At 63.9% G+C, this 25,435-nt stretch carries 18 protein-coding genes and 2 pseudogenes; 12 read left to right on the top strand and 8 right to left on the bottom strand.

The window, feature by feature from the left end; all coding sequences use genetic code 11:
• Positions 1-2: 2 nt before the first annotated feature.
• From AC0V8S_RS26955 to AC0V8S_RS26940, 4 genes are read left to right on the top strand one after another with little or no spacing between them, the layout of a single operon-like run.
• Positions 3-344: a hypothetical protein gene (locus AC0V8S_RS26955; RefSeq protein ID WP_475434443.1), complete on the top strand. Its 342-nt coding sequence runs from the start codon at positions 3-5 to the stop codon at positions 342-344.
• 15 nt (positions 345-359) lie between these two features.
• Positions 360-1,373: a fumarylacetoacetate hydrolase family protein gene (locus AC0V8S_RS26950; RefSeq protein ID WP_475434441.1), complete on the top strand. Its 1,014-nt coding sequence runs from the start codon at positions 360-362 to the stop codon at positions 1,371-1,373.
• 9 nt (positions 1,374-1,382) lie between these two features.
• Positions 1,383-1,676, top strand: a complete 294-nt coding sequence (locus AC0V8S_RS26945) for a hypothetical protein (RefSeq protein WP_475434439.1) — start codon at positions 1,383-1,385, stop codon at positions 1,674-1,676.
• A 4-nt stretch (positions 1,677-1,680) separates the two neighbouring features.
• Entirely contained in the window at positions 1,681-2,217 is a 537-nt protein-coding gene (locus tag AC0V8S_RS26940) for a DinB family protein (RefSeq protein ID WP_475434437.1), read from the top strand.
• On the opposite strand, the gene AC0V8S_RS26935 is transcribed toward AC0V8S_RS26940, so the two are convergent.
• Both AC0V8S_RS26935 and hppD read right to left on the bottom strand, forming a co-directional pair.
• A complete protein-coding gene (locus AC0V8S_RS26935) occupies positions 2,214-2,405 on the bottom strand; it encodes a type II toxin-antitoxin system Phd/YefM family antitoxin (protein ID WP_183458255.1) in 192 nt (63 codons plus the stop codon). The two genes, AC0V8S_RS26940 and AC0V8S_RS26935, sit on opposite strands and share 4 nt — an antisense overlap.
• Positions 2,406-2,466: 61 nt before the next feature.
• The gene (gene hppD, locus AC0V8S_RS26930; protein ID WP_475434435.1) at positions 2,467-3,582 is read right to left on the bottom strand and encodes a 4-hydroxyphenylpyruvate dioxygenase; all 1,116 of its coding nucleotides are present in this window, start codon (positions 3,580-3,582) and stop codon (positions 2,467-2,469) included.
• Between the two features lie 138 nt (positions 3,583-3,720).
• Between hppD and AC0V8S_RS26925 the strand changes: the two genes are divergently transcribed.
• Positions 3,721-4,188 carry an Lrp/AsnC family transcriptional regulator gene (locus tag AC0V8S_RS26925; protein ID WP_475438706.1) on the top strand — a complete coding sequence of 156 codons (468 nt, stop codon included), beginning with the start codon at positions 3,721-3,723 and terminating at the stop codon, positions 4,186-4,188.
• On the opposite strand, the gene AC0V8S_RS26920 is transcribed toward AC0V8S_RS26925, so the two are convergent.
• The 4 genes and pseudogenes from AC0V8S_RS26920 to aztA form a co-directional block, all read right to left on the bottom strand.
• Positions 4,185-4,523 (bottom strand): protein tyrosine phosphatase family protein, encoded by a 339-nt coding sequence (locus AC0V8S_RS26920; protein WP_475434433.1) that lies wholly within the window; start codon positions 4,521-4,523, stop codon positions 4,185-4,187. The genes AC0V8S_RS26925 and AC0V8S_RS26920 overlap by 4 nt on opposite strands.
• A gap of 229 nt (positions 4,524-4,752) precedes the next feature.
• Positions 4,753-5,694: a zinc ABC transporter substrate-binding protein AztC gene (gene aztC, locus AC0V8S_RS26915; protein ID WP_475434431.1), complete on the bottom strand. Its 942-nt coding sequence runs from the start codon at positions 5,692-5,694 to the stop codon at positions 4,753-4,755.
• Between the two features lie 29 nt (positions 5,695-5,723).
• Complete coding sequence (gene aztB, locus AC0V8S_RS26910) at positions 5,724-6,599, bottom strand: zinc ABC transporter permease AztB (RefSeq protein ID WP_475434429.1); 876 nt, start codon at positions 6,597-6,599, stop codon at positions 5,724-5,726.
• A pseudogene (gene aztA / locus AC0V8S_RS26905) lies at positions 6,599-7,416 on the bottom strand (zinc ABC transporter ATP-binding protein AztA). Before aztA ends, aztB begins: the two are co-directional and overlap by 1 nt.
• A 222-nt stretch (positions 7,417-7,638) precedes the next feature.
• Here aztA and AC0V8S_RS26900 point away from each other — a divergent pair.
• The gene (locus AC0V8S_RS26900) at positions 7,639-7,983 is read left to right on the top strand and encodes a RidA family protein (RefSeq protein ID WP_183458265.1); all 345 of its coding nucleotides are present in this window, start codon (positions 7,639-7,641) and stop codon (positions 7,981-7,983) included.
• A 141-nt stretch (positions 7,984-8,124) separates the two neighbouring features.
• Here AC0V8S_RS26900 and hutC read toward each other — a convergent pair.
• Positions 8,125-8,870, bottom strand: a pseudogene (gene hutC, locus AC0V8S_RS26895) (histidine utilization repressor).
• A 5-nt stretch (positions 8,871-8,875) separates the two neighbouring features.
• Positions 8,876-10,231: a formimidoylglutamate deiminase gene (locus AC0V8S_RS26890; RefSeq protein ID WP_475434427.1), complete on the bottom strand. Its 1,356-nt coding sequence runs from the start codon at positions 10,229-10,231 to the stop codon at positions 8,876-8,878.
• A 97-nt stretch (positions 10,232-10,328) separates the two neighbouring features.
• On the opposite strand from AC0V8S_RS26890, the gene hutI reads away from it, so the two are divergent.
• From hutI to AC0V8S_RS26860, 6 genes are all read left to right on the top strand, one after another.
• Positions 10,329-11,558, top strand: coding sequence for an imidazolonepropionase (hutI, locus tag AC0V8S_RS26885; protein WP_475434426.1), 1,230 nt, complete (start codon positions 10,329-10,331; stop codon positions 11,556-11,558).
• Positions 11,555-13,093 carry a histidine ammonia-lyase gene (gene hutH, locus AC0V8S_RS26880; RefSeq protein WP_475434425.1) on the top strand — a complete coding sequence of 513 codons (1,539 nt, stop codon included), beginning with the start codon at positions 11,555-11,557 and terminating at the stop codon, positions 13,091-13,093. Before hutI ends, hutH begins: the two co-directional genes overlap by 4 nt.
• 1 nt (position 13,094) lies before the next feature.
• On the top strand, positions 13,095-13,907 hold the full coding sequence (hutG, locus tag AC0V8S_RS26875; protein WP_475434424.1) for an N-formylglutamate deformylase: 813 nt from the start codon (positions 13,095-13,097) through the stop codon (positions 13,905-13,907).
• 23 nt (positions 13,908-13,930) lie between these two features.
• A complete protein-coding gene (gene hutU / locus AC0V8S_RS26870; RefSeq protein ID WP_475434422.1) occupies positions 13,931-15,604 on the top strand; it encodes a urocanate hydratase in 1,674 nt (557 codons plus the stop codon).
• 4 nt (positions 15,605-15,608) lie between these two features.
• On the top strand, positions 15,609-16,187 hold the full coding sequence (locus tag AC0V8S_RS26865) for a HutD/Ves family protein (RefSeq protein ID WP_475434420.1): 579 nt from the start codon (positions 15,609-15,611) through the stop codon (positions 16,185-16,187).
• A gap of 288 nt (positions 16,188-16,475) precedes the next feature.
• Complete coding sequence (locus AC0V8S_RS26860; protein ID WP_475434418.1) at positions 16,476-25,079, top strand: glycoside hydrolase family 94 protein; 8,604 nt, start codon at positions 16,476-16,478, stop codon at positions 25,077-25,079.
• Positions 25,080-25,435: the final 356 nt, after the last annotated feature.

The raw sequence follows: 25,435 nt of genomic DNA, 5'->3' as shown, positions 1-25,435 counted from the left end.
CGATGGCCGACGACAAGCTTTGGGACGAGATGGATAAATCCGCGGCGACGTCCTCGGCGCTGCTCTCCTCGGCCCTCGACAGCGTGCAGGACTTGCCGTCCTTTGTCCGCTTCATCGACGCGTTGCGCAAGGATCGTGAGGACGCCGATCGCAAGGAAGCGTTGCAGCCGTCGGGTCCTTACTCGAGCTGGAATGGCTGGGAAAGCAATTCGATAGCCGATTTTCTTGAATCGGCCGTCGCCGGCGTCGAAGACAATGGGCGACATAACCCGGCATTCCTGGCGGATGAAAATCCCTGGAAGGCTGCGGCCAGAATTCTCTATTTCGGCAAACACTACGAATAATGATCGGGAGGATGCATGAAGCTTGCCACATTGAAGGACGGGACGCGCGACGGGAAACTCGTCGTCGTCTCGCGCGACTTGACGCAGTGCACCGATGCTTCATTCCTGGCGCGCACGTTGCAGGCGGCACTCGACGATTGGCGCAGGGTCTCGCCGCATCTCGGCACAATCGCGGAATCGCTGGAGAACAATGCGGTGCCGTCCGCGCGCTTTCACGAGCACGACGCGCATTCGCCGCTGCCGCGCGCCTATCAATGGGCTGACGGGTCCGCCTATGTGAACCATGTCGAGCTGGTGCGGAAGGCGCGTGGCGTCGAGATGCCAGCGAGTTTCTGGACCGATCCGCTGATCTACCAGGGCGCCTCGGACTCCTTCATTGCGCCGCGCGATCCGATCCGCATGGCCGACGAAGCCTTCGGCATCGACATGGAAGCGGAAGTCGCGGTCATCGTCGACGATGTGCCTATGGGCGCAAGCCTCGATGAGGCGCGCGCCGCCATCCGGCTGGTCATGCTTGTCAACGATGTGACGCTGCGCGCGCTCACCGGGCCGGAACTGGCCAAGGGGTTCGGCTTTTTCCAGTCGAAACCGTCCTCGGCTTTTTCGCCGGTCGCGGTGACGCCGGATGAACTCGGCGATGCCTGGGACGGCGGCAAGGTCAGCCTGCCGCTGCTTGCCGATCTCAACGGCAAGCCCTTCGGTCGCGCCAATGCCGGCGTCGACATGACCTTCGATTTTCCGGCGCTGATCGTCCATGCCGCCCGCACAAGGCCGCTGACATCCGGCACCATCATCGGCTCGGGCACGGTCTCCAACAAGCTCGACGGCGGGCCGGGCAAGCCGGTCTTGGCCGGCGGCGCCGGCTATTCCTGCATCGCCGAACTGCGCATGATCGAGACGATTGAGAGTGGCGAGCCCAAAACGCCGTTCCTGCGCTTCGGTGACACGGTGCGCATCGAGATGAAGGACAAGACAGGCCATTCGATCTTCGGCGCCATCGAGCAGAAGGTCGAGAAATACGCGGGATAGGGGGACGAAATGACGGGCGAGGCTTTCTACCTGCTGGCCGGCGTCTGGGCGATCGCCATACTGGTCGTCTTCATCCTGGCGATCCGGCTGAGCTATCGCATTGAGGCGCGCTCACCGGACCTGACCAACCGCAGCGGCTACCCGCGCAAGGCGATGATGTTCCACACCATCACCAACATGAAAGTCGCGCGGGACGAGGAAACGCAGGCCATGCGTCGGCGCATGAACGGGTTCCTGCTGATCGTTCTTGCTGGATTCGCGATTATGGCGGCAGGCTTGCATCTGGTGCGGTCAGGGGGATGACCGCATGACCCTGCTGGATCATCTGCGCCGCATGGCCGGAAACAATCTATGGTCGAACGACCGGCTCTATCGTGCCGTGCTGGCGCTCAAGCCCGGTGAGTTCGAAGCCGAGCGCACCAGCTTCTTCCCGTCGATCAAGGCGACGCTCAACCATGTCCTTGCGGTCGATCATCTCTATCTCGATTTTCTCGAAGAGGGCGGTGTCGGTGCGGCCGCCTACGATGACTTCGTGCCGTTCGATGCGCCACAGGCCCTGTTTGCCGCCCAGACCGCGGCGGATCGGCGTCTGATCGCTTTCTGCCATGGCCTGTCGGAGACCGATCTCGATCGCCGCGTGATTACCGACCGGCGCGAGGATGGCATGATCCCGGAAAAGATCGGCGACATCCTCGCCCATGTCTTCCTGCACGACATCCATCACCGGGGCCAGGTACACGCGATGCTCTCTGGCAGTTCGGTCACGCCACCCCAACTCGACGAGTTCCTGCTCGACTATGATTTGAAGGTGAGGAAGGAAGAGGTCGAGCGGCTGGGGCTCTAGTTGTAGGTAATCGGCCCTTCCGAGACCGAGGCGGAGCCGATGCGTGGTTGAGGGCCAAGCTGAGCCGGCGGAGGCAAAAGACGCGCTACAGGCTTGCCGTGCCGGGTGATCACAATCTCTTCGCCGGCTTTCGCGCGCCTTACGAGTTCCGACAGTTTGGCTCTGGCTTCGGTTATGGAGACGTTCACGGCTCGACCTCTTGTGATCTGAGCTTAGATCAAAGCCGATCGAGCCGCAAACCAGTGTAGCTCAGGCCGCCTTGCCGTCCATCTTGATCACGCCACGCTTGATCTGGTCCTGCTCGATCGATTCGAACAGCGCGCGGAAATTGCCCTCGCCAAAGCCTTCGTCGCCCTTCCTCTGGATAAATTCGAAGAAGATCGGGCCGATCACGGTTTTGGAAAAAATCTGCAGCAGGATCTTGGTCATGCCGCCGTCGACCACGCCTTCGCCGTCGATCAGGATGCCGTGCTTCTTCATCCGCTCGATCGGCTCGTCATGGCCGTTCACACGGTCATAGGACATATCGTAATAGGTTTCCGGCGGGCCCGGCATGAACTTCAGCCCGTTGTCGGCAAGCTTGTCGGTGGCGGCATACATTTCGTCGGTGCCGACAGCGATGTGCTGGATGCCTTCGCCATTGTACTTTTTCAAGTACTCGGCGATCTGGCTGGTCTCGTCCTTGGATTCGTTGAGCGGGATGCGGATCTTGCCGCAAGGCGAGGTGATGGCGCGGCTGACCAGGCCGGTGATCTTGCCGTCAATGTCGAAGAAATGGATCTGCTTGAAGCCGAACAACTCGCGGTAGAAATCCCACCATTTGTCCATCTGGCCGCGATAGACATTGTGGGTGAGGTGGTCGAGGAAATAGAAGCCGACGCCTTGCGGCCGCGGATCGCGCGCGCCGAGCCATTCGAACTCGGCGTCGTAGGCCGAGCCCTTCTTGCCGTAGGCGTCGATAAAATAGAGCAGCGAACCGCCGATGCCGACGATCGCCGGCACGTCGAGCGCCTTGTCGTCGCTTTCGTAAGGCGTCGCGCCCTTGGCAACGGCGTGGTCGAACGCATGCTTGGCATCGACAACCCGCCAGGCCATCGACGCCGCGCAAGGGCCATGCTTGTCGGCGAACTTCATCGCATGCGATCCCGGCTCGGCATTGACGACATAGTTGATGTCGCCCTGGCGCCAGACGGTGATGTCCTTGCTGCGGTGCCTGGCCACCGCCACATAGCCCATGCGGGTGAACAGTTCGGCCAGCTTCTGCGGCTCCGGATGCGCGAATTCGACGAACTCGAAACCGTCCGTGCCGGCGGGGTTGTCCTTGCTGATCGTGGCGGGCGGGGCGTCGTGCGGGAAGGGACCCATAATATTGCTCCAGAAGCTGGCTCGGCTCGAAAAGGCCATCTGACGCCATCATAGCGCGGAGCCGGCGCATGGTGCTTGCATTCAAACGCTTGAAATGATCATGTCATGCGTGAAACATGCATGATGAGAGATAAAACCATGGATGAGGCGCGCATTGATCAGTTTGACCGCAAGATAATGGCGCTCCTGCAGAGCGATGCGCGGTTGACCAACAACGATCTCTCGGAGCGGGTGAACCTGTCGGCATCGCAATGCTCGCGCCGCCGCCAGCGGCTGGAGGAGGACGGCTATATCAAGGGCTATCGGGCGGTGCTCGACCGCGACAAGCTCGGCTTCTCGCTGGTCAACGTCATCTCAGTGACCTTGGCCACCCACAACCGCGACAACGCAAGGCGCTTCGGCGAATTGGTGGCGCGGCTGCCCGAGGTGCAGGAGGCGCATGCGCTGACCGGCGAAATGGATTACATCCTGAAAGTGGTGACGCCCGATCTGAAGTCGCTGTCGGAGTTCGTCAACGGCGTGCTCCTGCCACACGAATCCGTGCAGCATGTGAAGACGGCGATCGTTCTCGAAACGCTGAAAGAAACCGGCGCGCTGCCGATTTAGCCCTTCGACTGCTGGATCAGCCCATAAAGATTCGTGCAGCGCGCACCCGAGCGGCAATAGGCAAACACCGGGCCTTCCAGCGCTTCCAGCGCCTCGGCCTGGTCCTCGACATTCTCGGCGGTGATCTGGCCGCTGATCACGGGGATGTAGCGGAAGGCGAGGCCGGCGGCTTCGACCGCCGAGCCGATGCTTTTGGCCGAAGGCTGGCCGGGCTGCTCGTCATCCGGCCGGTTGCAGATGACGCTCTTGAAGCCGGCTTCCTTGATGGCGGCGACGTCTTCGGGTTGGATCTGGCCAGAGACCGAATAATCGTCGCTGATTTCGCGGTATTCCATGGCAGCATCCTCGCAATCTGATTTGTCTGAGGAGTCTTGCCACTCCCCGACGCGGCCGGCAATCCGCCGGCGGAAATCCTTCCGCAGAGATAGACGTTTCCGGTGAGGATTCCAACTCAGGCCGCCCAGGCCGGGAATGGATCGGGCAGGCCGCGCCACAGTTCGGGCTGAAAATCTTCGGCCAAAAAAAGGCGGAGACTGGCTCCGCCTTTCCGGGCACGGCAGCTTCTCAGCTGCCGAGAATGGCGCCTTTGATCTGGCGGATGTTGTTGTGCATCATGTCGATATAGGTCGAGCCGGGGCCATCGGGCTGCGACAGCGCATCCGAATAGAGCGTGCCGCCCACCTTGATGCCGGTCTCGCTGGCGATCTGTTCGATCAGGCGCGGGTTGGTGATGTTCTCGACGAAGATCGCAGCCGCCTTGTCCTGCTTCACCTGCTCGACCAGCTTTGCGACATCGGCCGCCGACGGTTCGGAATCGGTCGAAATGCCTTGCGGGGCGAGGAAGGTCAGGCCGTATTCGTGCTCGAAATAGCCGAAGGCGTCATGCGAGGTGATGACGACGCGCTTCGCCTCGGGGATCGACTGGATCGCCGCCTTCACTTCGCCTTCCAGCGCGTCGAGCTTCTTGGTGTAGGCGGCGGCATTGGTCTGGTAGCTGACGCAGCCATCGCTGTCGGCCGCGCAGAAGGCTTCGGCGATGTTCTTCACATAGATTTTGGCATTGGCGATCGACTGGAAGGCGTGCGGATCGGTGACGGTCTTGCCGCCACCAGTGCCGGCACCTTCGGCCGCGTCGGCGTCGGCGAACTCAGGCTTGAAGTCGATCGGCGTCACGCCATTGGTCAAGGTGATGATCGAGGCCTTGGTGGCGCTGGCATCGACCAGCCGCTGCAAAAAGCCTTCGAAATGCAGGCCGTTGACCAGAACGATATCGGCCTTGGCCATGGCGACCGCGTCGGCCGGGCTCGGCTCATAGACATGGGCGTCGCCATCCGGGCCGACGATGGTGGTGATGTCGACACGGTCGCCACCGACATTTTTGGCGAAATCGGCAATGACCGTGAAGCTGGCGACGATTTTCAGCGGCGCCGCGAAAGCCGACGATGCGCTAAAGGCAGTTAATGTTATAACGCTCATCGCCAGGGCGGCACGGATGGATCTCAGCATAGGCGGGGTCTCCTTTCGAGGGGCGGGGATCAGGCCGTTCTGTGACGGTGATGGATGATGCGCGCACGCAAAATGCCGCGCGTGCCGAACAGGATCGAGGCGAAATAGACGACGCCGGCCGACAGGATGATGGCCGGACCGGACGGCAGCGAGGCGTGATAGGACAAAAGCAGTCCGGCGATGCAGGAGGCAAAGCCGATCAGCACGGCCAGCATGCACATCGGCTCGACGCGCACCGTCCAGAAGCGGGCGGCTGCCGCCGGCAGCATCATCAACCCGACCGACAGAAGCGTGCCGAGCGCCTGGAAGCCGCCGACAAGGTTGAGCACGACCAGGCCAAGGAAGATGAAATGTACCGGGCTGCCCATCCGGCTCACCGAGCGCAGGAACAGCGGATCGAGGCATTCGGCGACCAGCGCCCGCCAGAAGATGGCGAGGCTGACCAGCGTCACTGCGACGATGCCGCCGATCAGCGTCAGCGCCTCATTGTTGAGCGCCAGCACCGTGCCGAACAGCACATGCATGAGATCGACGCTGGAGCCGCGGATCGACACCATCAGCACGCCGATGGCGAGCGAAATCAGATAGAAGGCCGCCATCGAGGCATCCTCGCGCTGGATGGTGAAGCGCGAGACGGCGCCGGCGCCGAGCGCCACGATGATGCCGGCGATCAGGCCGCCAATGGTCATCGGCAGGATTTCCAGCCCGTAGAACAGGAAGCCGGCGGCCGCCCCCGGCAGGATGGCATGCGCCATGGCGTCGCCCGACAGGCTCATGCGCCGCAGCATCAGGAAGACGCCGATCGGGCAGGCGCCGAGCGACAGCATCAGCGAGCCGAACAGCGCCCGCTGCATGAAACCGAAATCGGCGAAGGGTGCGATGAACAGACCGTAGAGCGCGTCCATCAGGCAGCCCTCGGTCCGGCGCCGTGGTGATGGTCGTGATCGTGGCCGTGATGATCGTGATCGTGCCCATGATCATGGGCGTGCTCGTCCGGCTCGCACCAGGGCGCATTCTCTTCCCAGGCTTCGTGGAAGCGGCGGGCGCGCAACAGGTTCTCCGGCTTCAGCGTCTCGCGCGTTTCGCCCCAGGCGATCGGTTGGCGGGCGAGCAGTAAGGTCTCGGGGAAATTCTGCCGCACCAGATCGAGATCATGGACGACGACCATGATGGTGCGTTCCTCGCCGTGCCAGCGCTTGATCAAGGCGATGAGGTCGCCGACCGTCTTGGAATCGACGGCGTTGAACGGCTCGTCGAGCAGGATCAGGTCGGCGTCCTGCAGCAGCACCCGGGCAAACAGCGTGCGCTGCAGCTGACCGCCCGACAGTGTGTCGATCGGCCGCTTCTCGAAGCCGCCAAGGCCGACCGCCATCAGCGCCTGGCTGACGGAATCGCGATCTTCTTTGGTATAGCGGCCGAGCATGCCGCGCTTGGGCCACAGGCCGAGCGAGACCAGGTCGACCACGCGCGCCGGAAACGAGCGGTCGAGCTCCGATTGCTGCGGCAGATAGGCGGCGCGCACGCCTGGTGCGCGAACGACCTCGCCGGCCATCGGTTTCAGCACGCCGACAATGCCCTTCATCAGCGTCGATTTACCGGAACCATTGGCACCGACCACCGCCGTCAGGAACCCTTGCGGATCGCGCCGTCGAGATGATGGATCGCCGGGTGGCTGTTATAGCCCAGCGTCAGGTCACGGAATGTCAGGCAGGTCTGGGTCATGTCGTTCCGTGGAGCAGCGAAACCCGGCTGCAGGCAGGGCTCGAGTGGATATGTGATGTTATTACATTAGTCAACAAGCCAATCGGGCGGAATTGCGACCGGCGGCTCAACTTGCCGTGAATCTCGCCACTCGCTGGTCCAAGGGGATTTGGCCCCGGCGGCCTTGCCCGAAGCCCAAGCCAACTCTAAACAGTCGCCACCCATAACAGGAAGGAACCTCCCATGAGCATTCGTCGCATCGATGTTGGTCCGCGCATGAGCCAAATCGTCATCCACGGCAACACCGTCTATCTGGCCGGCCAGGTCGGCGAGCCCGGCGGCAACGTCGCTTCGCAGACCCGCGATGTCTTGGCGGCCATCGACGAATTGCTGGCCAAGGCCGGCACCGACAAGACCAAGATCCTGCAGGCGATCATCTGGCTGGCCGACATGGGCACCTTCGCCGAGATGAATTCGGAATGGGACAAGTGGGTGCCGCAGGGCCACACCCCCGCCCGCGCCACCGGCGAAGCCAAGTTGGCAGGACCGGAATATCTGGTCGAGATTATTGTCACGGCGGCGATTTGAGCTTTTTACCCTCCCCCTTGTGGGGAGGGTCGCTGCAAAGCAGCGGGGTGGGGGTCGGCGCCGTCCCCCACCCCGTCTCGCCAACCTTGCTTCGCAACGTCGGCTCGCCGACCCTCCCCACGAGGGGGAGGGTAAGAGGCGCTACCCCTGCGACGGAGCGAATCGCGCCACCAGCGTGTGGCTCTCGGCCGGATAGATAAACCGGACATGCGTCACGGGATGCTCGGCACTCCATGTCCGCCGCTCGACCACAAGGCAAGGCGCGCCGGGATCGATGTCGAGCGCATCGGCAACGGTCTCATCGGCGGCCATGGCGCGGATGCGGTGTTCGGCCTCGCTCCACGGCACGCGGCCGATCAGCCAGGGCCCGGCGGCGATTTCCCTGAACTCTTCGTCCCCGGCTTCCGGAACCGCCGAAAGATTGATCAGCCGCTGCTCCAGTGCGAATGGCCGTTCGCCGGCAAATGCAAGCCTTCGATCCATAGCACCGACCCTGCGGCGGACAGCCCGAGCAGCGCTCTGTCCTCCGCGTTGCTGCGCCGCTTCAGGCGCTCCAGCCGCTCGTAACGATAGGGCAGGGCGAGCGCTTCGACCTCGATCCTGATGTCGTGAAGTTCCAGCACCGCGGCCTGCGACTGCGGTCGGCGCACGAAGCTGCCTGAACGGCGCCGCCGCTCGATCAACCCGGCCTTGGCCAGCTGCGACAAGGCCTTGTTCACCGTCATGCGGGAGCAATTGTACTCGGTCGTCAGCTCATGTTCGAACGGAATGCGATGGCCGGGCGCCCAGGCGCCGGACAGGATTTTTTCGCGGATGTCGGACAGGATGCGCTGATGCAGCGAGACCGTCTCGCCACCATCAATGTCATCTGTCTCGATCAGGCTCATCGGCTTCAGTTCTGCGACAGCGCGGTCATGACCTTGCGGAATCGCTCGGCGATAGCCCTGCCCTTCGCATGCCTGCCGCCACTGACCTGCTTCTTGCCATGCACCCAGACGCAGTCGACCTTGCTGCCATTGGCGAAGATCCAGGCGTCGAGGATCGCGTCGCCGGTCTTGCCGGCTAGTGAGGGGGTGTTGGCGTCGAGCGAGACGAGATCGGCGGCTGCGCCAACGGCGATCTGGGAAGCGCCGGCACCGAGCGCGACGCTGCCGCCGTCGAGTGCGGCGTCGAACAGCGCACGCCCGGTCGAGCCGCCGGCTACCGCCAGCACATTGCGGGCGCGGTGGGCGAGGCGTTGCGAATATTCCAGTTGGCGCAACTCGTCGGGCAGGCCAATCAGCACGTTGGAATCGGAGCCGACGCCAAAGCGGCCGCCATGCTCGGTGAACAGTGGTGCGGCAAACGTGCCGTCGCCGAGATTGGCCTCGGTGATCGGGCAAAGGCCGGCGATGGCGCCGCTCTTCGCCATACCGATGGTTTCGGTATCAGTCATATGGGTAGCATGGATCAGGCACCAGCGCTGGTCGACCTCGGCGTTGGCCAGCAGAAACTCCACCGGCCGCGCGCCGGACCAGGCAACGCAGTCCTCGACCTCCTTCACCTGCTCCGCGACGTGGATGTGGATCGGCCCATTCGGCGCCAAAGCAGCGACCTGGTTCAGTTCCTCTGGCGTCGCGGCGCGCAGACTGTGCGGCGCGACGCCGACGACGGCCTGATTCAACGCGCGAACCGATTCGCGGCTCTTCTCAACAAGCCGGGAGAACCGATTCACATCGTTGATAAATCGCCTTTGGCCCTCGTTCGGCGCGGCACCGCCGAAGGAGGAGTGCGCATAGAACACCGGCAGCAGTGTCAGCCCGATACCCGTTTCGCCCGCGGCGGCGGCGATGCGCTCGGCCATCTCGGCGAGATTGGCGTAGGGTTTCCCATCGCGGTCGTGGTGCAGATAGTGAAATTCGCCGACGCGCGAGAAACCGGCCTCAAGCATCTCGACATAGAGCTGTGCGGCAACCGCCTCGACCTGGTCGGGCGTCATCGACAGCGCGAAGCGGTACATCACCTCGCGCCAGCTCCAGAAACTGTCGGCGGAAGGGCCGCGAAGTTCGGCAAGCCCGGCCATGCCGCGCTGGAAGGCATGGCTGTGCAGATTGGGCATGCCGGGCACGAGAATGGCGTGGCGCTCGTCGCCGGCCTGCGGCGTTGCGTCTGCTTCGACGGTGGCGATGCGGCCACCATCGAGCGCGATCCTGACATTGCCTTGCCAGCCCTCGGGCAGCAGCGCCTGTTCCGCAAAGATCGCCGTCACGTCCGTCTCCAAATCTGCATGCCTGAGCGACGATACCACTTGCGTCGCGTTTCAATATGTATATACATAATCGCCATCCTTTCAAATGGAAAAGATGATGGGTGGAGCAAACAAGAAGAGCGGCCTTCGTGTCTGGCGCAATGCGCGCCTGGCGACCATGGCCGACGGTGTGGCTGGCCTCGGCATTGTCGAGAAAGGCGCGATCGCCGCGCGCGACGGTGTCATTGTATATGCCGGCGCAGAGGCCTCGATGCCGGCTTCGGCAGGGCAGGGCGCCGAGATCATCGATTGCGAGGGCCGATGGATCACGCCCGGCCTGATCGACTGCCACACGCATCTTGTCTATGCTGGCAACCGCGCCAACGAATTCGAGATGCGGCTGGCCGGTGCCACCTATGAAGAAGTCGCCCGGGCCGGCGGCGGCATTGTGTCCTCGGTCAAATCGTTGCGCGCAGCAAATGAGGATGAGCTCGTTGCCCAGACGCTGCCGCGCCTCGATGCGCTGATGGCCGAAGGTGTCACGACGGTCGAGGTCAAATCGGGCTACGGCCTCGATCTCGACAATGAGAAGAAGTCGCTGCGTGCCGCCCGCCGGCTGGCCAATGAGCGCCCCGTCACCGTCCGCACGACGTGCTTGGCCGCACACGCCCTGCCGCCCGAGGCCAAGGGCGACAAGGACGCTTTTATCGATTTGGTCGCCAAGCAGATTGTTCCGGCGGTTGCCGCCGAAGGACTGGCCGATGCGGTCGACGGTTTTTGCGAAGGCATAGCGTTCTCGCCGGATCAGATGGCGCGCGTTTTCGATGCCGCCAAGGCCTTGGGCCTGCCGGTCAAGCTTCACGCCGACCAGCTGTCCAACCTGCACGGCGCAGCACTTGCCGCCAGCTACGGCGCGCTGTCGGCCGATCATCTTGAATATACGGACGGGGAGGGCGCTGCCGCGATGGCGAAGGCCGGCACGGTGGCGACCATCCTGCCCGGCGCCTACTACTTCATCCGCGAAACCAAGAAGCCGCCGGTCGAACTGTTTCGCCGCCATGGCGTGAAGATGGGGGTGGCGACGGACAGCAATCCCGGCACCTCGCCGCTCACCTCGCTGTTGCTCACCATGAATATGGCAGCGACGCTCTTTGGCTTGACCGTCGATGAGTGCCTCGCCGGCGTCACCCGCGAGGCCGCGCGCGCGCTTGGCCTTCTCGACAAAGCTGGCACGCTGGAGGCTGGCAAATCCGCCGACCTGGCGATCTGGGACATCGAGCGTCCCGCCGAACTCGTCTACCGCATGGGCTTCAATCCGCTCCATGCCCGCATCTGGAGAGGACAATGACCGAACTGACCTTGAAGCCCGGCAACGCGACGCTGGCCGACTGGCGCGCCATCTACCGTGGCGCCGTGCCGAAGCTGGACGATGCCTGCCGCCCAAAGATCAAGGCGAGCGCCGAGGCCGTTGCCAGGATCGTCGCCAAGGGCGAACCAGTTTACGGCATCAACACCGGTTTCGGCAAACTGGCCAGCGTGCGCATCCCGGCAAGCGATCTCGAGACCCTGCAGCGCAACATCGTGCTGTCTCATGCCGCCGGCGTCGGCGAGCCGATGCCGGTCGCAATTGCCCGCCTGATGATGGCGCTGAAACTTGCCAGCCTGGCGCAGGGCGCCTCGGGTGTGCGCTCTGAAACCATCGAGTTGCTGGAGGCGATGCTCGCCAACGACGTCATCCCGGTGGTGCCGGCGCAAGGCTCGGTCGGCGCTTCCGGCGATCTCGCGCCGCTGTCGCACATGACGGCCGTGATGATCGGCGTCGGCGAGTGCTTCACCCCGCATGGCCGCTTCCCGGCCAAGGTCGCCTTCGTCTCGCACGGCCTCGAGCCGGTGACGCTGGGCGCCAAGGAAGGCCTGGCGCTGCTCAACGGCACGCAGTTCTCAACCGCCTATGCGCTCGCCGCTTTGTTCGAGGCCGAAGTGCTCTACCAGTCGGCGTTGGTTGCCGGCGCGCTGTCGACCGATGCCGCCAAGGGGTCCGACGCGCCTTTCGATCCGCGCATTCATCTCTTGAGAAAGCACCGTGGCCAGATCGAGACGGCGGACGCGCTGCGCAATCTGATGGCCGGCAGCGCCATCCGCGAATCCCACCGTGTCGGCGACGAACGCGTGCAGGATCCCTATTGCCTGCGCTGCCAGCCGCAAGTGATGGGCGCGGCTTTAACAGTGCTGCGCCAGGCGGCCGACACGCTCGGCACTGAAGCCGATGGCGTCACTGACAATCCGCTGATCTTCGCCGAGGACGACACCGCGCTGTCCGGCGGCAACTTCCACGCCGAGCCGGTGGCCTTCGCCGCCGACATGATCGCGCTTGCCGTCTGCGAGATCGGCTCGCTCTCGGAACGCCGCATCGCCATGCTGGTCGATCCGGCGCTGTCCGGCATGCCAGCCTTCCTGACGCCCAAGCCCGGCCTCAACTCCGGCTTCATGATCCCGCAGGTGACGGCGGCGGCACTCGTTTCGGAAAACAAGCAGAAGGCCTATCCGGCCAGTGTCGATTCCATCCCGACCTCCGCCAACCAGGAAGACCACGTCTCGATGGCCGCGCACGGCGCGCGCCGGCTGATCGGCATGGTCGAGAACGCGACGGCGGTGATTGGCATCGAATTGCTGGCGGCCGCGCAAGGCTGCGATTTCCACCAGCCGCTGGCGTCGAGCAACGCGCTGGAAGCGGTACGCAAGCTGGTCCGGGCCGAAGTGCCGCATCTCGACAATGACCGGCATTTCCACCCCGACATGGAAAAGGCGATCGCCATGGTGCGCAGCGGTGCGACGATCAAGGCGGCCGGCGCGGTAACACTGCCTTCGATCTCGGGAGCCTGACATGACCGACTGGCTGACAGTGACGGAAGGCACGGCACCTCTGCTGGTGTCGATCCCGCATACCGGCACCGATCTCGCCGGAATCGACAACCGGCTGGTCTCGCCCTGGCTCGGCCGCCGCGATTGCGACTGGTGGATCGACAATCTCTACGATTTTGCCGCCGGCCTTGGCGCGACGGTGGTGCATACGTCGATCTCGCGCACGGTCATCGACGTCAACCGTGATCCTTCCGGCGCGTCGCTCTATCCGGGGCAGACAACGACGACCCTTTGCCCGACGGAGACTTTCGACGGCGATCCGCTTTACCTGCCCGGCGAAGAGCCGACGCCGGCGGAGATAGACCAGCGCCGCATATCCTATTTCGTGCCCTACCATGAAATGCTGGCGGCCCAGGCCGTCAGGCTGCGCGGCCTGCACGAAAAAATCGTCATCTACGATTGCCACTCGATCCGTTCGGTGCTGCCGCGCCTGTTCTACGGCACCCTGCCGGTGTTCAATCTCGGCACCAATGACGGCCAGACCGCCGACCCGACGCTGCAGGCATTGGTCGGCCAGATCATGGCTGAAAGCGGTGAAAGCTATGTCATCAACGGCCGCTTCAAGGGTGGCTGGATCACGCGCTACTTCGGCAATCCGCAAGGCGGCTACCATGCGTTGCAGATGGAACTCGCCGATCGCGGCTATCTGCGCGAGCCCGAGGCCAAGGGCGAGCCGGACAATTGGCCGGTTCCTTATGACGCCGAGTTTGCCGCGCCGATCCGCGCCACACTGACCAAAATCCTTCAAATCGCCATTGACTGGGCAGGGCGCTGACGCGCCGCCATCCGAAAGGGACAATGATGAACAATCCTCGCCACAACATTCGCGAAGTCCGTGCGCCGCGCGGCGACAAGCTCAACGCCCGCTATTGGACGACCGAAGCGCCGCTGCGCATGCTGATGAACAATCTCGACCCCGAGGTTGCCGAAAACCCCAACGAACTGGTCGTCTATGGCGGCATCGGCCGGGCGGCGCGCACCTGGAACGATTTTGACAGCATCGTCGCCTCGCTGAAGACGCTTGGCGAGGACGAGACGCTGCTGGTGCAGTCCGGCAAGCCGGTTGGCGTGTTTCGCACCCACGCGGATGCGCCGCGCGTGCTGATCGCCAACTCCAATCTGGTGCCGCATTGGGCGACCTGGGATAAATTCAACGAGCTCGATAAAAAGGGCCTGATGATGTACGGCCAGATGACGGCCGGCTCGTGGATCTACATTGGCACGCAAGGCATCGTGCAGGGCACCTACGAGACCTTCGTCGAAGCCGGCCGCCAGCATTATGGCGGCAATCTCAAGGGCAAGTGGATCCTGACCGGCGGCCTCGGTGGCATGGGCGGCGCCCAGCCGCTGGCCGCCGTCATGGCCGGAGCCTGCTGCCTCGCCATCGAATGCAATCCGGACTCCATCGATTTCCGCCTGCGCACCCGCTATGTCGACGAGAAGGCCGAGACGCTCGACGAAGCGATGGAGATGATCGAGCGCTGGACCAAGGCCGGCGAGGCGAAGTCGGTCGGCCTGCTCGGCAATGCGGCCGAAATCGTGCCGGAAATGTTCAGACGCGGCATCCGCCCCGATATGGTCACCGACCAGACCTCGGCGCACGACCCCATCAACGGTTATCTGCCGAAGGGCTGGACCATGGCCGAATGGCGCGAGAAGCGTGTCAGCGACCCGAAGGCTGTCGAGAAGGCGGCCCGTGCCTCCATGCGTGAACATGTCGAGGCGATGGTGGCGTTCTGGAACGCCGGCGTGCCGACGCTCGACTACGGCAACAACATCCGCCAGGTTGCCAAGGACGAAGGGTTCGAGAACGCCTTCGCCTTCCCGGGTTTCGTGCCGGCCTATATCCGCCCGCTGTTCTGCCGCGGCATCGGTCCGTTCCGCTGGGCCGCGCTCTCCGGCGATCCGGAGGATATCTACAAGACCGACGCCAAGGTGCGCGAACTCACCCCCGGCAACACCCATCTGCACAACTGGCTGGACATGGCGCGCGAGCGCATTGCCTTTCAGGGTCTGCCGGCGCGCATCTGCTGGGTCGGTCTTGGCGATCGCCACCGGCTGGGTCTCGCCTTCAACGAGATGGTGGCCAAGGGCGAACTCAAGGCGCCGGTCGTCATCGGCCGTGACCACCTCGATTCCGGTTCGGTCGCCTCGCCGAACCGCGAGACGGAAGCGATGAAGGACGGCTCGGACGCCGTGTCCGACTGGCCGCTGCTCAACGCGCTGCTCAACACCGCGTCGGGCGCCACCTGGGTGTCGCTGCACCATGGCGGCGGCGTCGGCATGGGCTTTTCCCAGCATGCCGGCATGGTCATTGTCGCCGACGGCACGAAGGACGCTGCAAGGCGCCTGGAGCGGGTGTTGTGGAACGACCCGGCGACCGGCGTCATGCGTCATGCCGATGCCGGCTACGACATCGCCATCGAGTGCGCCAAGGAGCACCAGCTCAATTTGCCCGGCATTCTCGGCTGACATCATGCGCATCCTTCGTGCCGCCGACTACCGCGTCATGCCTTGGAAGAACGGTGTCGGCACGACGACCGAGATCGCCGTCTCGCCCGACGGCGCCGGTCTCGACGCGTTCGACTGGCGCGTCTCGATGGCCCGCGTCGAGGGCAGCGGACCGTTCTCCAGCTTTGCCGGCATCGATCGCACGCTGTCGGTGCTGGAAGGCGATGGCGTAGTGCTTGATGTCGCCGGCCAACCTGCGGCCCGGCTGACGCCGGTTTCCCAGCCATTTTCCTTTCCAGCCGACCTGCCGACCAGTGCCGCGCTGATCGCCGGCCCGATCACCGACCTCAACGTCATGACGCGCCGCGGCCGCATGCTGCATTCGGTCGAGCGTCTGGCGATTTCGCGGCCTGTGGACATCGCAACCCGCGCCGGTTCGACCCTCATCCTTTGCCACAAGGGCGACGCTGTTTTCCCCGAGGCTGGGTCAATTCGCCTCGGCCTGCTCGACACGCTGCTGCTCGGGCCGGATGCTTCAGCCCTGCGGGTTGAGCCGGCTCGGGATACGACGCTGTTCGTGGTCCGCATAACCACCGCAGGCTGACGCTTTCGCGCCAACGGTTACCGCCTGTTTCCAAACATGATCGCAATGCCGGCGAAATATAGCGTAAGCTCTTGCTGGCATCACGAAAAAGCCCGAATCCTCTCCGTCGATCGATACCGACGGGAGTGAGGGGCGCTCGTCTTTGAGTTTGGTCGAAAGATGACGCCCTGTCGTGGTGCGGAAACAAACTTTCGGCATAGGGGTTGATGCAACCAATTGCATTTGAACCGGTTTTAGGGCCATTGCCGTGGCGGTGACGCCGCTGAGTGCCCGCTTACGGAATTTTCAATGAATATTCAGACGAATCCTGCCCAGATCGAGAAGACAAGCGCGAGCTTTCCGGCCATCACGGAAGAGCCGATACGATCGACATTCCTGCCGGAGGAGCGCCTCCGGCTGCTCGGCGAAAGCCTGGCGAAGGGCGATCTCACCGACCTGTTTGGCCTCATCCCGTTCGATTTCCAGGTCCGCATCCGCGACAGCGCCAAGAAGATCCTCGAAGTCTACCGGTCGACCAATGCTGCGCAGGCCAAGGGCGAAACCATCACCCCGGCCGCGCAATGGCTGCTCGACAACAACTATCTGGTCGAGGAGACCATTTTCCAGGTCAAGCGCGACCTGCCGCGCCGCTTCTATCGCCAGCTGCCGACGCTGAAACTGCCCGGTGGCGGCACCGTGCCGCGCGCTCTGGCGCTGGCCTGGACCTATGTGGCGCATTCGGACAGTTCCGTCTCGGCGACCATGTTCAAGGCGATCGTCCAGGGGTTTCAGTCGGTCGAGCCGCTGAAGATCGGTGAACTCTGGGCGCTGCCGTCGCTGCTGCGCTTCGTGCTGATCGAAAATCTCCGCCGGCTGGCTGTCAGGGTCAATCGCACCCGCCAGATGCGCCAGATATCCAACGATGTGGCTGACAAGGTTCTGGCGACCGACGACAGCGCTGACCGGCAGGCGATCCTGGCCAATTTCAGTGCGCATGCGCAGGACACCACCTTTGCCACGCAGCTTCTCTATCGCTTGCGCGATGGATCGCAGAATGCCGGCAAGGCCCTGGAATGGCTGGAAGGCGAGCTCGAAAAGACCGGCTCCGATGCCGAGGAGATCATCATCTCCGAGCATCACACGCTGTCCAGCGGCAATGTGACGACCGGCAACATCATCCGCGGCCTGCGCCTTATCAACGACGTCGACTGGACCGTGTGGTTCGAAGGCGTCAGCCGCATCGATACAGTGCTGCGCGAGCGCACCGATTTCGCCGCGCTCGACTTCTTCTCGCGCGACCAATACCGCACCGCGATCGAGGAACTGGCGCGCCGCTCGAACCTGTCGGAATACCGCGTCGCCGAAAAAGCGATCGAACTGGCCGGTCAAGCCGCCAGTGAACACGCCGCCGGCGAACACGCATCGGCTGGCGATGGCGACGATTCCGCTCCAGCTCCGTCTGCGCATACCGATGTCGGCTTCTTCCTCGTCGGCCCGCGCCGTCTGGAGCTGGAAAAAGCGATCGGCTATCGGCCGACGATCAGCCAGACGGTCAAGCGGGCCTTCGCCAAGACCGGATGGCTGGGCATCGTCCTGCCGGTCTTCGCCCTGACGGCCCTGCTTCTTGTCCTCACCGGCAATGCGTTGGCCAATCTTGGCCTGTCGGTAACCTCGATCGTCCTGATGCTGGCGCTGTTTGCCGTGCCGGCGAGCGAGGGCGCGCTGGCCTTCTTCAACACAGTGGTCTCGCTGTTCCTCAAGCCGACACGCCTGATCGGCTACGACTACAGGCACGGCGTGCCGCCCGAGGCGCGCACGCTGGTGGTGGTGCCGTCGCTGATCGGGTCGCGTGACGATGTCGAGGAAAACATCCGCAACCTCGAAGTGCACTACCTTGCCAATCTGGTGGACGAGATCCATTTCGCGCTGCTGTCGGACTGGCCCGACAGCAAGATCGAGATCGACGCGGCGGACACCGAGATCCTCGAATATGCCCGTGCCGAGATCGCCCGTCTCAACGCCCGCTATCCCTCCGAAGGCGCGCCGCGCTTCTACATCCTGCACCGCCGCCGGCTCTTCAACGCGGCTCAAGGGGCCTGGATGGGCTGGGAGCGCAAGCGCGGCAAGCTGCATGAGCTTGACCTTTTGCTGCGTGGCGACAGCGACACCACTTTCCTGCCGCTCGAAGTGCCGCTGCCGGAAAAAGTCGTCCATGTGATGACGCTCGACGCCGACACGCGCACCACCCGCGATGCGGTGGCGAGCCTTGTCGGCAAGCTCTGCCATCCGCTCAACCGCCCGCATTTCGACGCCACCAAACGCGTTGTTACCGCCGGCTACACGATCCTGCAGCCGCGCATCACCGCGTCGCTGACATCAGGCGACGAGGCTTCGTTCTTCCAGCGTGTGTTCTCGGCCAATCGCGGTCTCGACCCCTACGTCTTCGCCGTCTCCGACCTTTATCAGGACGTCTTCAGCGATGGGTCTTTCACCGGCAAGGGCCTCTACCACGTCGATGCCTTCGAGGCCGCCCTGCAAGGCCGCATCGAGGAAAACACCGTCCTCAGCCACGATCTGCTCGAAGGCGCGCTGGCGCGCGCAGCACTTGTAACCGACGTCGAACTGGTCGAGGACTACCCGACCCGCTACTCGGTCGACGCCTCGCGCCACCACCGCTGGGCACGCGGAGACTGGCAGCTGCTGGGCTTCATCCTCGATCCGCGCTCCGGCGTTCCGGCCCTGTCGCGCTGGAAGATGGTCGATAATCTGCGCCGCTCGCTGACGCCGATCTTCTGGGTGATGGCGGCGATTGCCGGCTGGACCTTGCTGCCCTTCACGCAGGCCGCGCAATGGCAGGCATTGCTGATCCTCAGCCTGTTCATGGCGCCGACCTTCGACGTCGTCAACGCCATCCTGCCCAAGAGCGGCGACCAGACGCCGCGCGGCCATTTCTCGGCCCTTGCACGCGACGTCGCCTTCGGCACCGCCATGGTGGCGCTGAAGATCGTGCTGATGGCGCACAACGCCTGGATGATGGGCGACGCCATCGTGCGCACGCTCTACCGGCTGTTCGTCAGCCGCCAGAACCTCCTGGAATGGCGCACCGCCTCGCAGGCGCACAAGGCCGGCGACAATGATGTCGGCTCCTATTACGGCATGATGTACGGCGCCGTGATCATCGGCTTCGTCGGCCTCGCCATTCCGGTGCTGGCCGATTCCACCGGTGCCTTCGTCGCCTTCTTCTTCGCCCTGTTCTGGATCGGCTCACCGGCGATCGCCAGCTGGATCAGCCGCTCGGCCGAAACCGAGGACCGGCTGCGCATATCGCAGGCCGACATCCATGCGCTGCGCACCGTGGCGCGGCGCACCTGGCACTATTTCGAGAGCTTCGTCACAGAAGAGCATCACAATCTGCCGCCGGACAATTTCCAGGAAAGCCCGGCACCCGTCGTGGCACCGCGCACGTCGCCGACCAATGTCGGCGTCTATCTTCTGTCGGTCGTTTCGGCGCGTGATTTCGGCTGGATCAGCCTGTCTGATGCCATCACCCGCATCGACGCCACCATGACGACCATCGAGAGCATGCCGCGCCACCGCGGCCATCTCTTCAACTGGTACGACACCACGACGCTGAAGCCGCTCTACCCGCTCTATATTTCGGCCGTCGACAGCGGCAATCTCGCTGGCCACCTGGTGGCGGTGGCGGCTGCCTGTGCCGAGTGGGCGGAAGCGCCTTCCGTGCACCTCCAGGGCGATTTCGAAGGCATTCTCGACACGGTCACCATTCTGAGCGAAAGCCTCGATCAGTTGCCCGACGACCGCCGGCAGCTCCGACCGCTGCGCCAGCGTCTCGTCGACCGTCTGGACGGCATGCGGCGCGCCGTCGAAACGATCAAGGCGCAGCCGGAGATGGCCTCGATCCGCACCATCAACCTCGCCGTGCTGGCGGGCGAGATCCGCAAGCTGGCGACCGCTATCCACACCGAGGCGGCGTCGGCGCAGAGCGATGTCATCGTCGACTGGGCAGCGAGGCTCGAGGCTACCTGCGAGGCGCATGTTCACGACGCCCACAGCGACGACAACGCCGTCGAGGCGCTGCGCGCCAAGCTCCTGACCTTGCGCGAGCGTACGCGCCGTTTCGCCTTCGAGATGGAATTCGCCTTCCTGATGCGGCCGGAACGCAAGCTGCTGTCGATCGGCTACCGCGTCGAGGAGCACCAGCTCGACGAAAGCTGCTACGACCTTCTCGCCTCCGAGGCGCGGCTGACCAGCCTGTTCGCCATCGCCAAGGGCGACCTGCCGACCGAGCACTGGTTCCGGCTCGGCCGCCCGATCGTCGAGATCGGGTTCCAGGGCGCGCTGATGTCGTGGTCGGGCTCGATGTTCGAGTATCTGATGCCGCCGCTGGTGATGAAGGAGCCGCAAGGCTCGATCCTCAACCAGACGAGCAAGCTGATCATCAAGCGCCAGATGCAGTACGGCCGGCAGAAAAACGTTCCGTGGGGCATTTCGGAAGCGGCCTACAACGCCCGCGACCGGGAACTGACCTATCAGTACACCAATTTCGGCGTGCCCGGGCTTGGGCTGAAGCGCGGCCTTGGCCAGAACACGGTGATCGCGCCTTACGCCACCATACTGGCGGCGCAGTTCAACCCGCGTGAAGCCGTGCATAATCTTGAGCGTCTGCGCGAGATCGGTGCGCTTGGCCCGCATGGCTATTACGATGCTGTCGATTTCACGCCGCAGCGCGTGCCTGAAGGCACCAACCACGCGGTCGTTCTGAACTACTATGCGCACCATTCGGGCATGTCGATCGCGGCGGTCGCCGACGCGATCTTCGAGGGCCGCCTGCGCGACCGTTTCCACAGCGATCCGGTCATTGAATCGGCCGAACTCTTGCTGCAGGAGAGGGCGCCGCGCGACATCCCGACCGCGACCGTCAGGACCGAAGCGGACGAGCGCGCGAAAGACGAGACCGAGACCGAGAGCCCCGACACCCGCATTGTGCTCGATCCCCTGCGGGCGTTGCGTTCGACCAATGTGATGTCGAACGGCCGCTATTCGGTGATGGTGACCGCGACAGGCTCCGGCTACAGCCGCTGGGGCGATCTGTCAGTGACCCGCTGGCAGCCGGACCCGGTCGAGGACCGTTTGGGATCCTATATCTTCCTGCGTGACGTCAGCACGGGTGACTGGTGGTCGGCGACGGCGGAGCCAAAGCGCGCGCCTGAGGAGAAGGCGCAGACCCTGTTCTCCGACGACAAGGCGAGCTTCGTCAAATCGGTCGGCACGTTGCGCTCCGAGGTTGAATGCATCGTCGTTTCCGAAGGCAATGGCGAAGGCCGTCGCATCACGCTCTACAATGAAAGCACATCCGACCGTCACATCGAGGTGACGTCCTTTGCCGAGCTGGTGCTGGGTTCGGAGGCCTCCGACAACGCGCATCCGGCCTTCTCGAAGATGTTCGTGGAGACCGAAATCGCCGCCAACAACGGCGCGATCTTCGCCACGCGCCGCAAGCGTGAAACCAGCGAGCCCGACATCACCCTGGCGCATTTCGTCACCGATCCGTCCGGACCGGCGCGCGATGCCGAGGCCGAGACCGACAGGCGCGCCTTCATCGGCCGTGGCCGCTCCATCGTCGATGCCGCCGCCTTCGATCCGGGCGCCAGGCTCGGTGGCCATTCCGGCTTTACGCTCGATCCTATCGCCTCGCTGCGCCGTCAGGTGCGTGTGCCCGCCAACAAGAAGATATCGCTGACCTTCTGGACCGTGGTCGGAGCCAACCGCCCCGAGCTGGAAGAGGCGATAAACCGCCTCGACCATCAGGAGAGCTTTGCCCGCCAGGCCATGCTTGCCTGGACGCGCAGCCAGGTGCAGACCCGCCATATGGGCCTCAGCCTGACCGACGCCGCCAATGTGCAGAAACTGGCGCGTTATCTGATCTATCCCGACGCGTTCCTGCGCCTGCCGGCCGAATCCATCGCTTCGGGACTGGGCAAGCAGTCGAGCCTGTGGCCGACCAGCATTTCGGGCGATTTCCCGATCTTCCTGGTCAGGATCGGCGACGTCGCCGATCTGGAGATCGTTGCCCAGGCGCTGCGCTTCCAGGAGTATATGCGCACCCGAGGCATGATGATCGACTTCGTCGTCGTCAACGAACAGGCCTCGTCCTACGTCCAGGACCTGCAGCGTGCGGTCGAGACGCTATGCGAAAACAGCCGTCTGCGTGGCAAGGAACTTGGCCCCCGCCAGCACATTTTCGCGGTGCGCCGCGACCTGATGGAAGAGACCACCTACAAGACGCTGCTCGCCGTCGCCCGGGTGGTGCTGCATACACGCAACGGCACCATCTTCGACCAGATCGAGCGGGCCGAAGCGGCTGCCTTGCAGGCGCGCGACACTCTGCTGCCCACCGGATTGCCGACGCTGCGCGAAATTCCAGCGCCGGCGTACACGGCGCATGCCTTTGGCTCGCAGGCCGTGGCGGATGTCAGTGCCGATGGCACCGGCCTCAGCCAATGGAACGGCTTTGGCGGTTTCGACGGCGACGGACGGCACTATGTGGTCCGTCTGGCCGGCCGGCGCACCACGCCGCAGCCCTGGATCAACGTCGTGTCCAACGCCTCGTTCGGCTTCCATACGTCCGCCGAGGGCGCCGCCTTCACCTGGAGCCGCAACAGCCGCGACTACCAGCTGACGCCGTGGTCGAACGATCCGGTCTCCAACCGGCCGGGCGAGGGCGTCTATATCTACGATCAGGCCAGCGGCAAGGCGTTCTCGCCGATCGCCGCGGTAGTGCGCGATCCCTCGATGACCTACGAAGCCTGGCATGGTCAGGGCTTCTCCACCTTCCGCTCGAAGCGTGGGCCCTTGTCGATGGACCTGACCCATGTGGTCGACCCCGTCGATCCGGTGAAGATCACGCGGCTGCGCATTCAGAATTCCGGCTCGGTGCCGGCGCGGCTGCGCGTCTATGCCTATGCCGAATGGGTGCTTGGCGGGCATCGCTCGCGCACGGCCGCTACCATCGTGCCGTCGCGCGACGGGGCGACCGGCGCGTTGCTGGCGCAAAACCCCTACGGGCTCGATTTCAGCGAGCGGGTGGCCTTCCTCGCCGCCGATGCCGCTGTTCATTCGGTGACGACGGATCGCTCCGAATTCCTCGGCCGGCACGGGTCCAGCGAACTGCCGCAGGCGGTGCTGACCGGCGCGGCGCTGTCGGGCCGTGTCGAGGCCGGGGACGATCCCTGCGCGGCGATCGCCCGCGATGTCGAGATCCCGGCCGGCGGCGACGTCACGCTGCTCTGGCTGCTCGGCGATGCCGACACCCCTGCGCAGGCGAGCGCACTGGTGCAGACGCACCGGGGCAAGGATTTCGACCAGCGCCTGGCCGACAACGAGCGCGAGTGGCGCGCGTTCCTCGATACCATTCAGGTCGAGACGCCGGATAAGACGCTCGATGCCATGGTCAATCACTGGCTGCCCTACCAGAGCCTTGCCTGCCGCATCCGCGCCCGCTCGGCCTTCTATCAGGCAAGCGGCGCCTTCGGCTTCCGCGACCAGTTGCAGGACACGCTGGCGCTGCTGGCGCATGATCCGACGTTGGCGCGCGACCAGATCCTCAACGCCGCGCGGCGGCAGTTCCCGGAGGGCGACGTGCAGCACTGGTGGCTGCCGCGCACCGGAGCCGGCGTGCGCACCATGATTTCCGACGACGTGGTCTGGCTGGCCCACGCCACGGCGCGCTATCTCAGTGTGACCGGCGACGCCGCCATCCTGAAGGAGCAGTTGCCCTTCATAGATGGACAGGCGCTGGGCGAGGGCGAGCATGATGCCTTCTTCACCCCGGAAATCTTGAAGAAGACGGTGTCGCTCTACGACCATTGCGCGCGTGCGCTCGACCTTGCCATCAAGCGCAGCAGCCCCGCCGGCCTGCCGCTGATCCTTGGCGGCGACTGGAACGACGGCATGAACCGTGTCGGCGAGCACGGCAAGGGCGAGAGCGTATGGCTGGGCTGGTTCCTGCTGAAGACGCTTGGCGACTTCGCCGCCGTCGCCAAGAGCGAAGGCGACAGCAAGCGCGCGCAGGCCTGGGCAAAGCATGCCGAGGCGCTGAAGCGGGCGCTTGAGAGCACGGCATGGGACGGCGAATGGTACCGGCGCGGCAGTTTCGACGACGGCACGGCTTTGGGGTCGCGCACCTCCGAGGAGTGCAGGATCGACTCCATCGCCCAGTCCTGGAGCGTGCTTTCGGGCGAGGGCGACCCGGCGCGGTCGACGACGGCGATGCAGCAGGCGACCAGCCTGCTCGTCGACGACAAGCTCAAGATCGTCAAGCTGTTCACGCCACCCTTCTCGAAGACGCAGAAGGACCCCGGCTATATCAAGAGCTATCCGCCGGGCGTGCGCGAGAATGGCGGCCAGTACACGCACGCGGCGACGTGGTTCGTCATTGCGCTGGCCGAGATGGGGCTGACCGACGAAGCCTATCGCTGCTTCTCGATGCTGAACCCGGTCAACCACGCATCCGACGAGGCTTCGGCCGAGCAATACCGTGTCGAACCCTATGTGGTCGCCGCCGATATCTATGCCGGAGACGACAAGGGCGGGCGCGGCGGCTGGACCTGGTACACCGGCTCGGCGGGCTGGCTCTACCGTGCGGCGGTCGAAGGCATCCTTGGCATCGAACGGCGCGGCAAGCAGATCACGTTCCGGCCCAAACTGCCCAGCCACTGGGATGGCTACCACGCCACGCTCAAGATGCTGGGTGCAGAGATCAAGGTTCACGTCATTCGCGACAAAAAGACCAAGACGATCTCGCTAGAAGTCGATGGTTCGAAAACAAAGTCCGCTTCATTCGAACCCAAAGCCGGCACAAAGACCGAGATCGTGGTCAAGATACCGGGGTAAAATCAACAGCTTGGGTTGCTTGTTCGCGCGTCCTTCGGGACGCGCGACCCTGCGTCTCGTTACTTGCGCGCGATCCGCCACTGCGCCGGCAAGATGCCTCCCGATTAAGCCTTGCAATACGGTCGTGATTAAAAATGTGGCAGTGCTCGGCTCCTGCCATGATTTTGCCGCAAGGCTGGCATTTCACCTTTTATCTCAAACCGTTAGGTGATCACGTCAGATTTCGCATCGTCGTCATGTTTTGTTCGCTAAATGGGAACGGAAGCGATAGACGGGCATTGTTTTGCGACGCATCAACCGTTACGTGTCAAGGAATGGTGCAGTGCACAATATTGGTATTGGGCACAATAGAGAGT

This window comes from Mesorhizobium oxytropidicola (genome assembly GCF_056174625.1).
Note: the sequence above shows the minus strand (reverse complement) of the source record. Positions and strands in the feature narration are given on the sequence as shown.

Excerpts from the sequence above, each read along its gene's own strand:
- AC0V8S_RS26955 (WP_475434443.1), top strand. The coding sequence starts at position 3 with ATGGCCGACGACAAGCTTTGGGACGAGATGGATAAATCCGCGGCGACG.
- AC0V8S_RS26950 (WP_475434441.1), top strand. The coding sequence starts at position 360 with ATGAAGCTTGCCACATTGAAGGACGGGACGCGCGACGGGAAACTCGTC.
- AC0V8S_RS26945 (WP_475434439.1), top strand. The coding sequence starts at position 1,383 with ATGACGGGCGAGGCTTTCTACCTGCTGGCCGGCGTCTGGGCGATCGCC.
- AC0V8S_RS26940 (WP_475434437.1), top strand. The coding sequence starts at position 1,681 with ATGACCCTGCTGGATCATCTGCGCCGCATGGCCGGAAACAATCTATGG.
- hppD (WP_475434435.1), bottom strand. The coding sequence starts at position 3,582 with ATGGGTCCCTTCCCGCACGACGCCCCGCCCGCCACGATCAGCAAGGAC.
- AC0V8S_RS26925 (WP_475438706.1), top strand. The coding sequence starts at position 3,721 with ATGGATGAGGCGCGCATTGATCAGTTTGACCGCAAGATAATGGCGCTC.
- AC0V8S_RS26920 (WP_475434433.1), bottom strand. The coding sequence starts at position 4,523 with ATGGAATACCGCGAAATCAGCGACGATTATTCGGTCTCTGGCCAGATC.
- aztC (WP_475434431.1), bottom strand. The coding sequence starts at position 5,694 with ATGCTGAGATCCATCCGTGCCGCCCTGGCGATGAGCGTTATAACATTA.
- aztB (WP_475434429.1), bottom strand. The coding sequence starts at position 6,599 with ATGGACGCGCTCTACGGTCTGTTCATCGCACCCTTCGCCGATTTCGGT.
- AC0V8S_RS26900 (WP_183458265.1), top strand. The coding sequence starts at position 7,639 with ATGAGCATTCGTCGCATCGATGTTGGTCCGCGCATGAGCCAAATCGTC.
- hutI (WP_475434426.1), top strand. The coding sequence starts at position 10,329 with ATGGGTGGAGCAAACAAGAAGAGCGGCCTTCGTGTCTGGCGCAATGCG.
- hutH (WP_475434425.1), top strand. The coding sequence starts at position 11,555 with ATGACCGAACTGACCTTGAAGCCCGGCAACGCGACGCTGGCCGACTGG.
- hutG (WP_475434424.1), top strand. The coding sequence starts at position 13,095 with ATGACCGACTGGCTGACAGTGACGGAAGGCACGGCACCTCTGCTGGTG.
- hutU (WP_475434422.1), top strand. The coding sequence starts at position 13,931 with ATGATGAACAATCCTCGCCACAACATTCGCGAAGTCCGTGCGCCGCGC.
- AC0V8S_RS26865 (WP_475434420.1), top strand. The coding sequence starts at position 15,609 with ATGCGCATCCTTCGTGCCGCCGACTACCGCGTCATGCCTTGGAAGAAC.
- AC0V8S_RS26860 (WP_475434418.1), top strand. The coding sequence starts at position 16,476 with ATGAATATTCAGACGAATCCTGCCCAGATCGAGAAGACAAGCGCGAGC.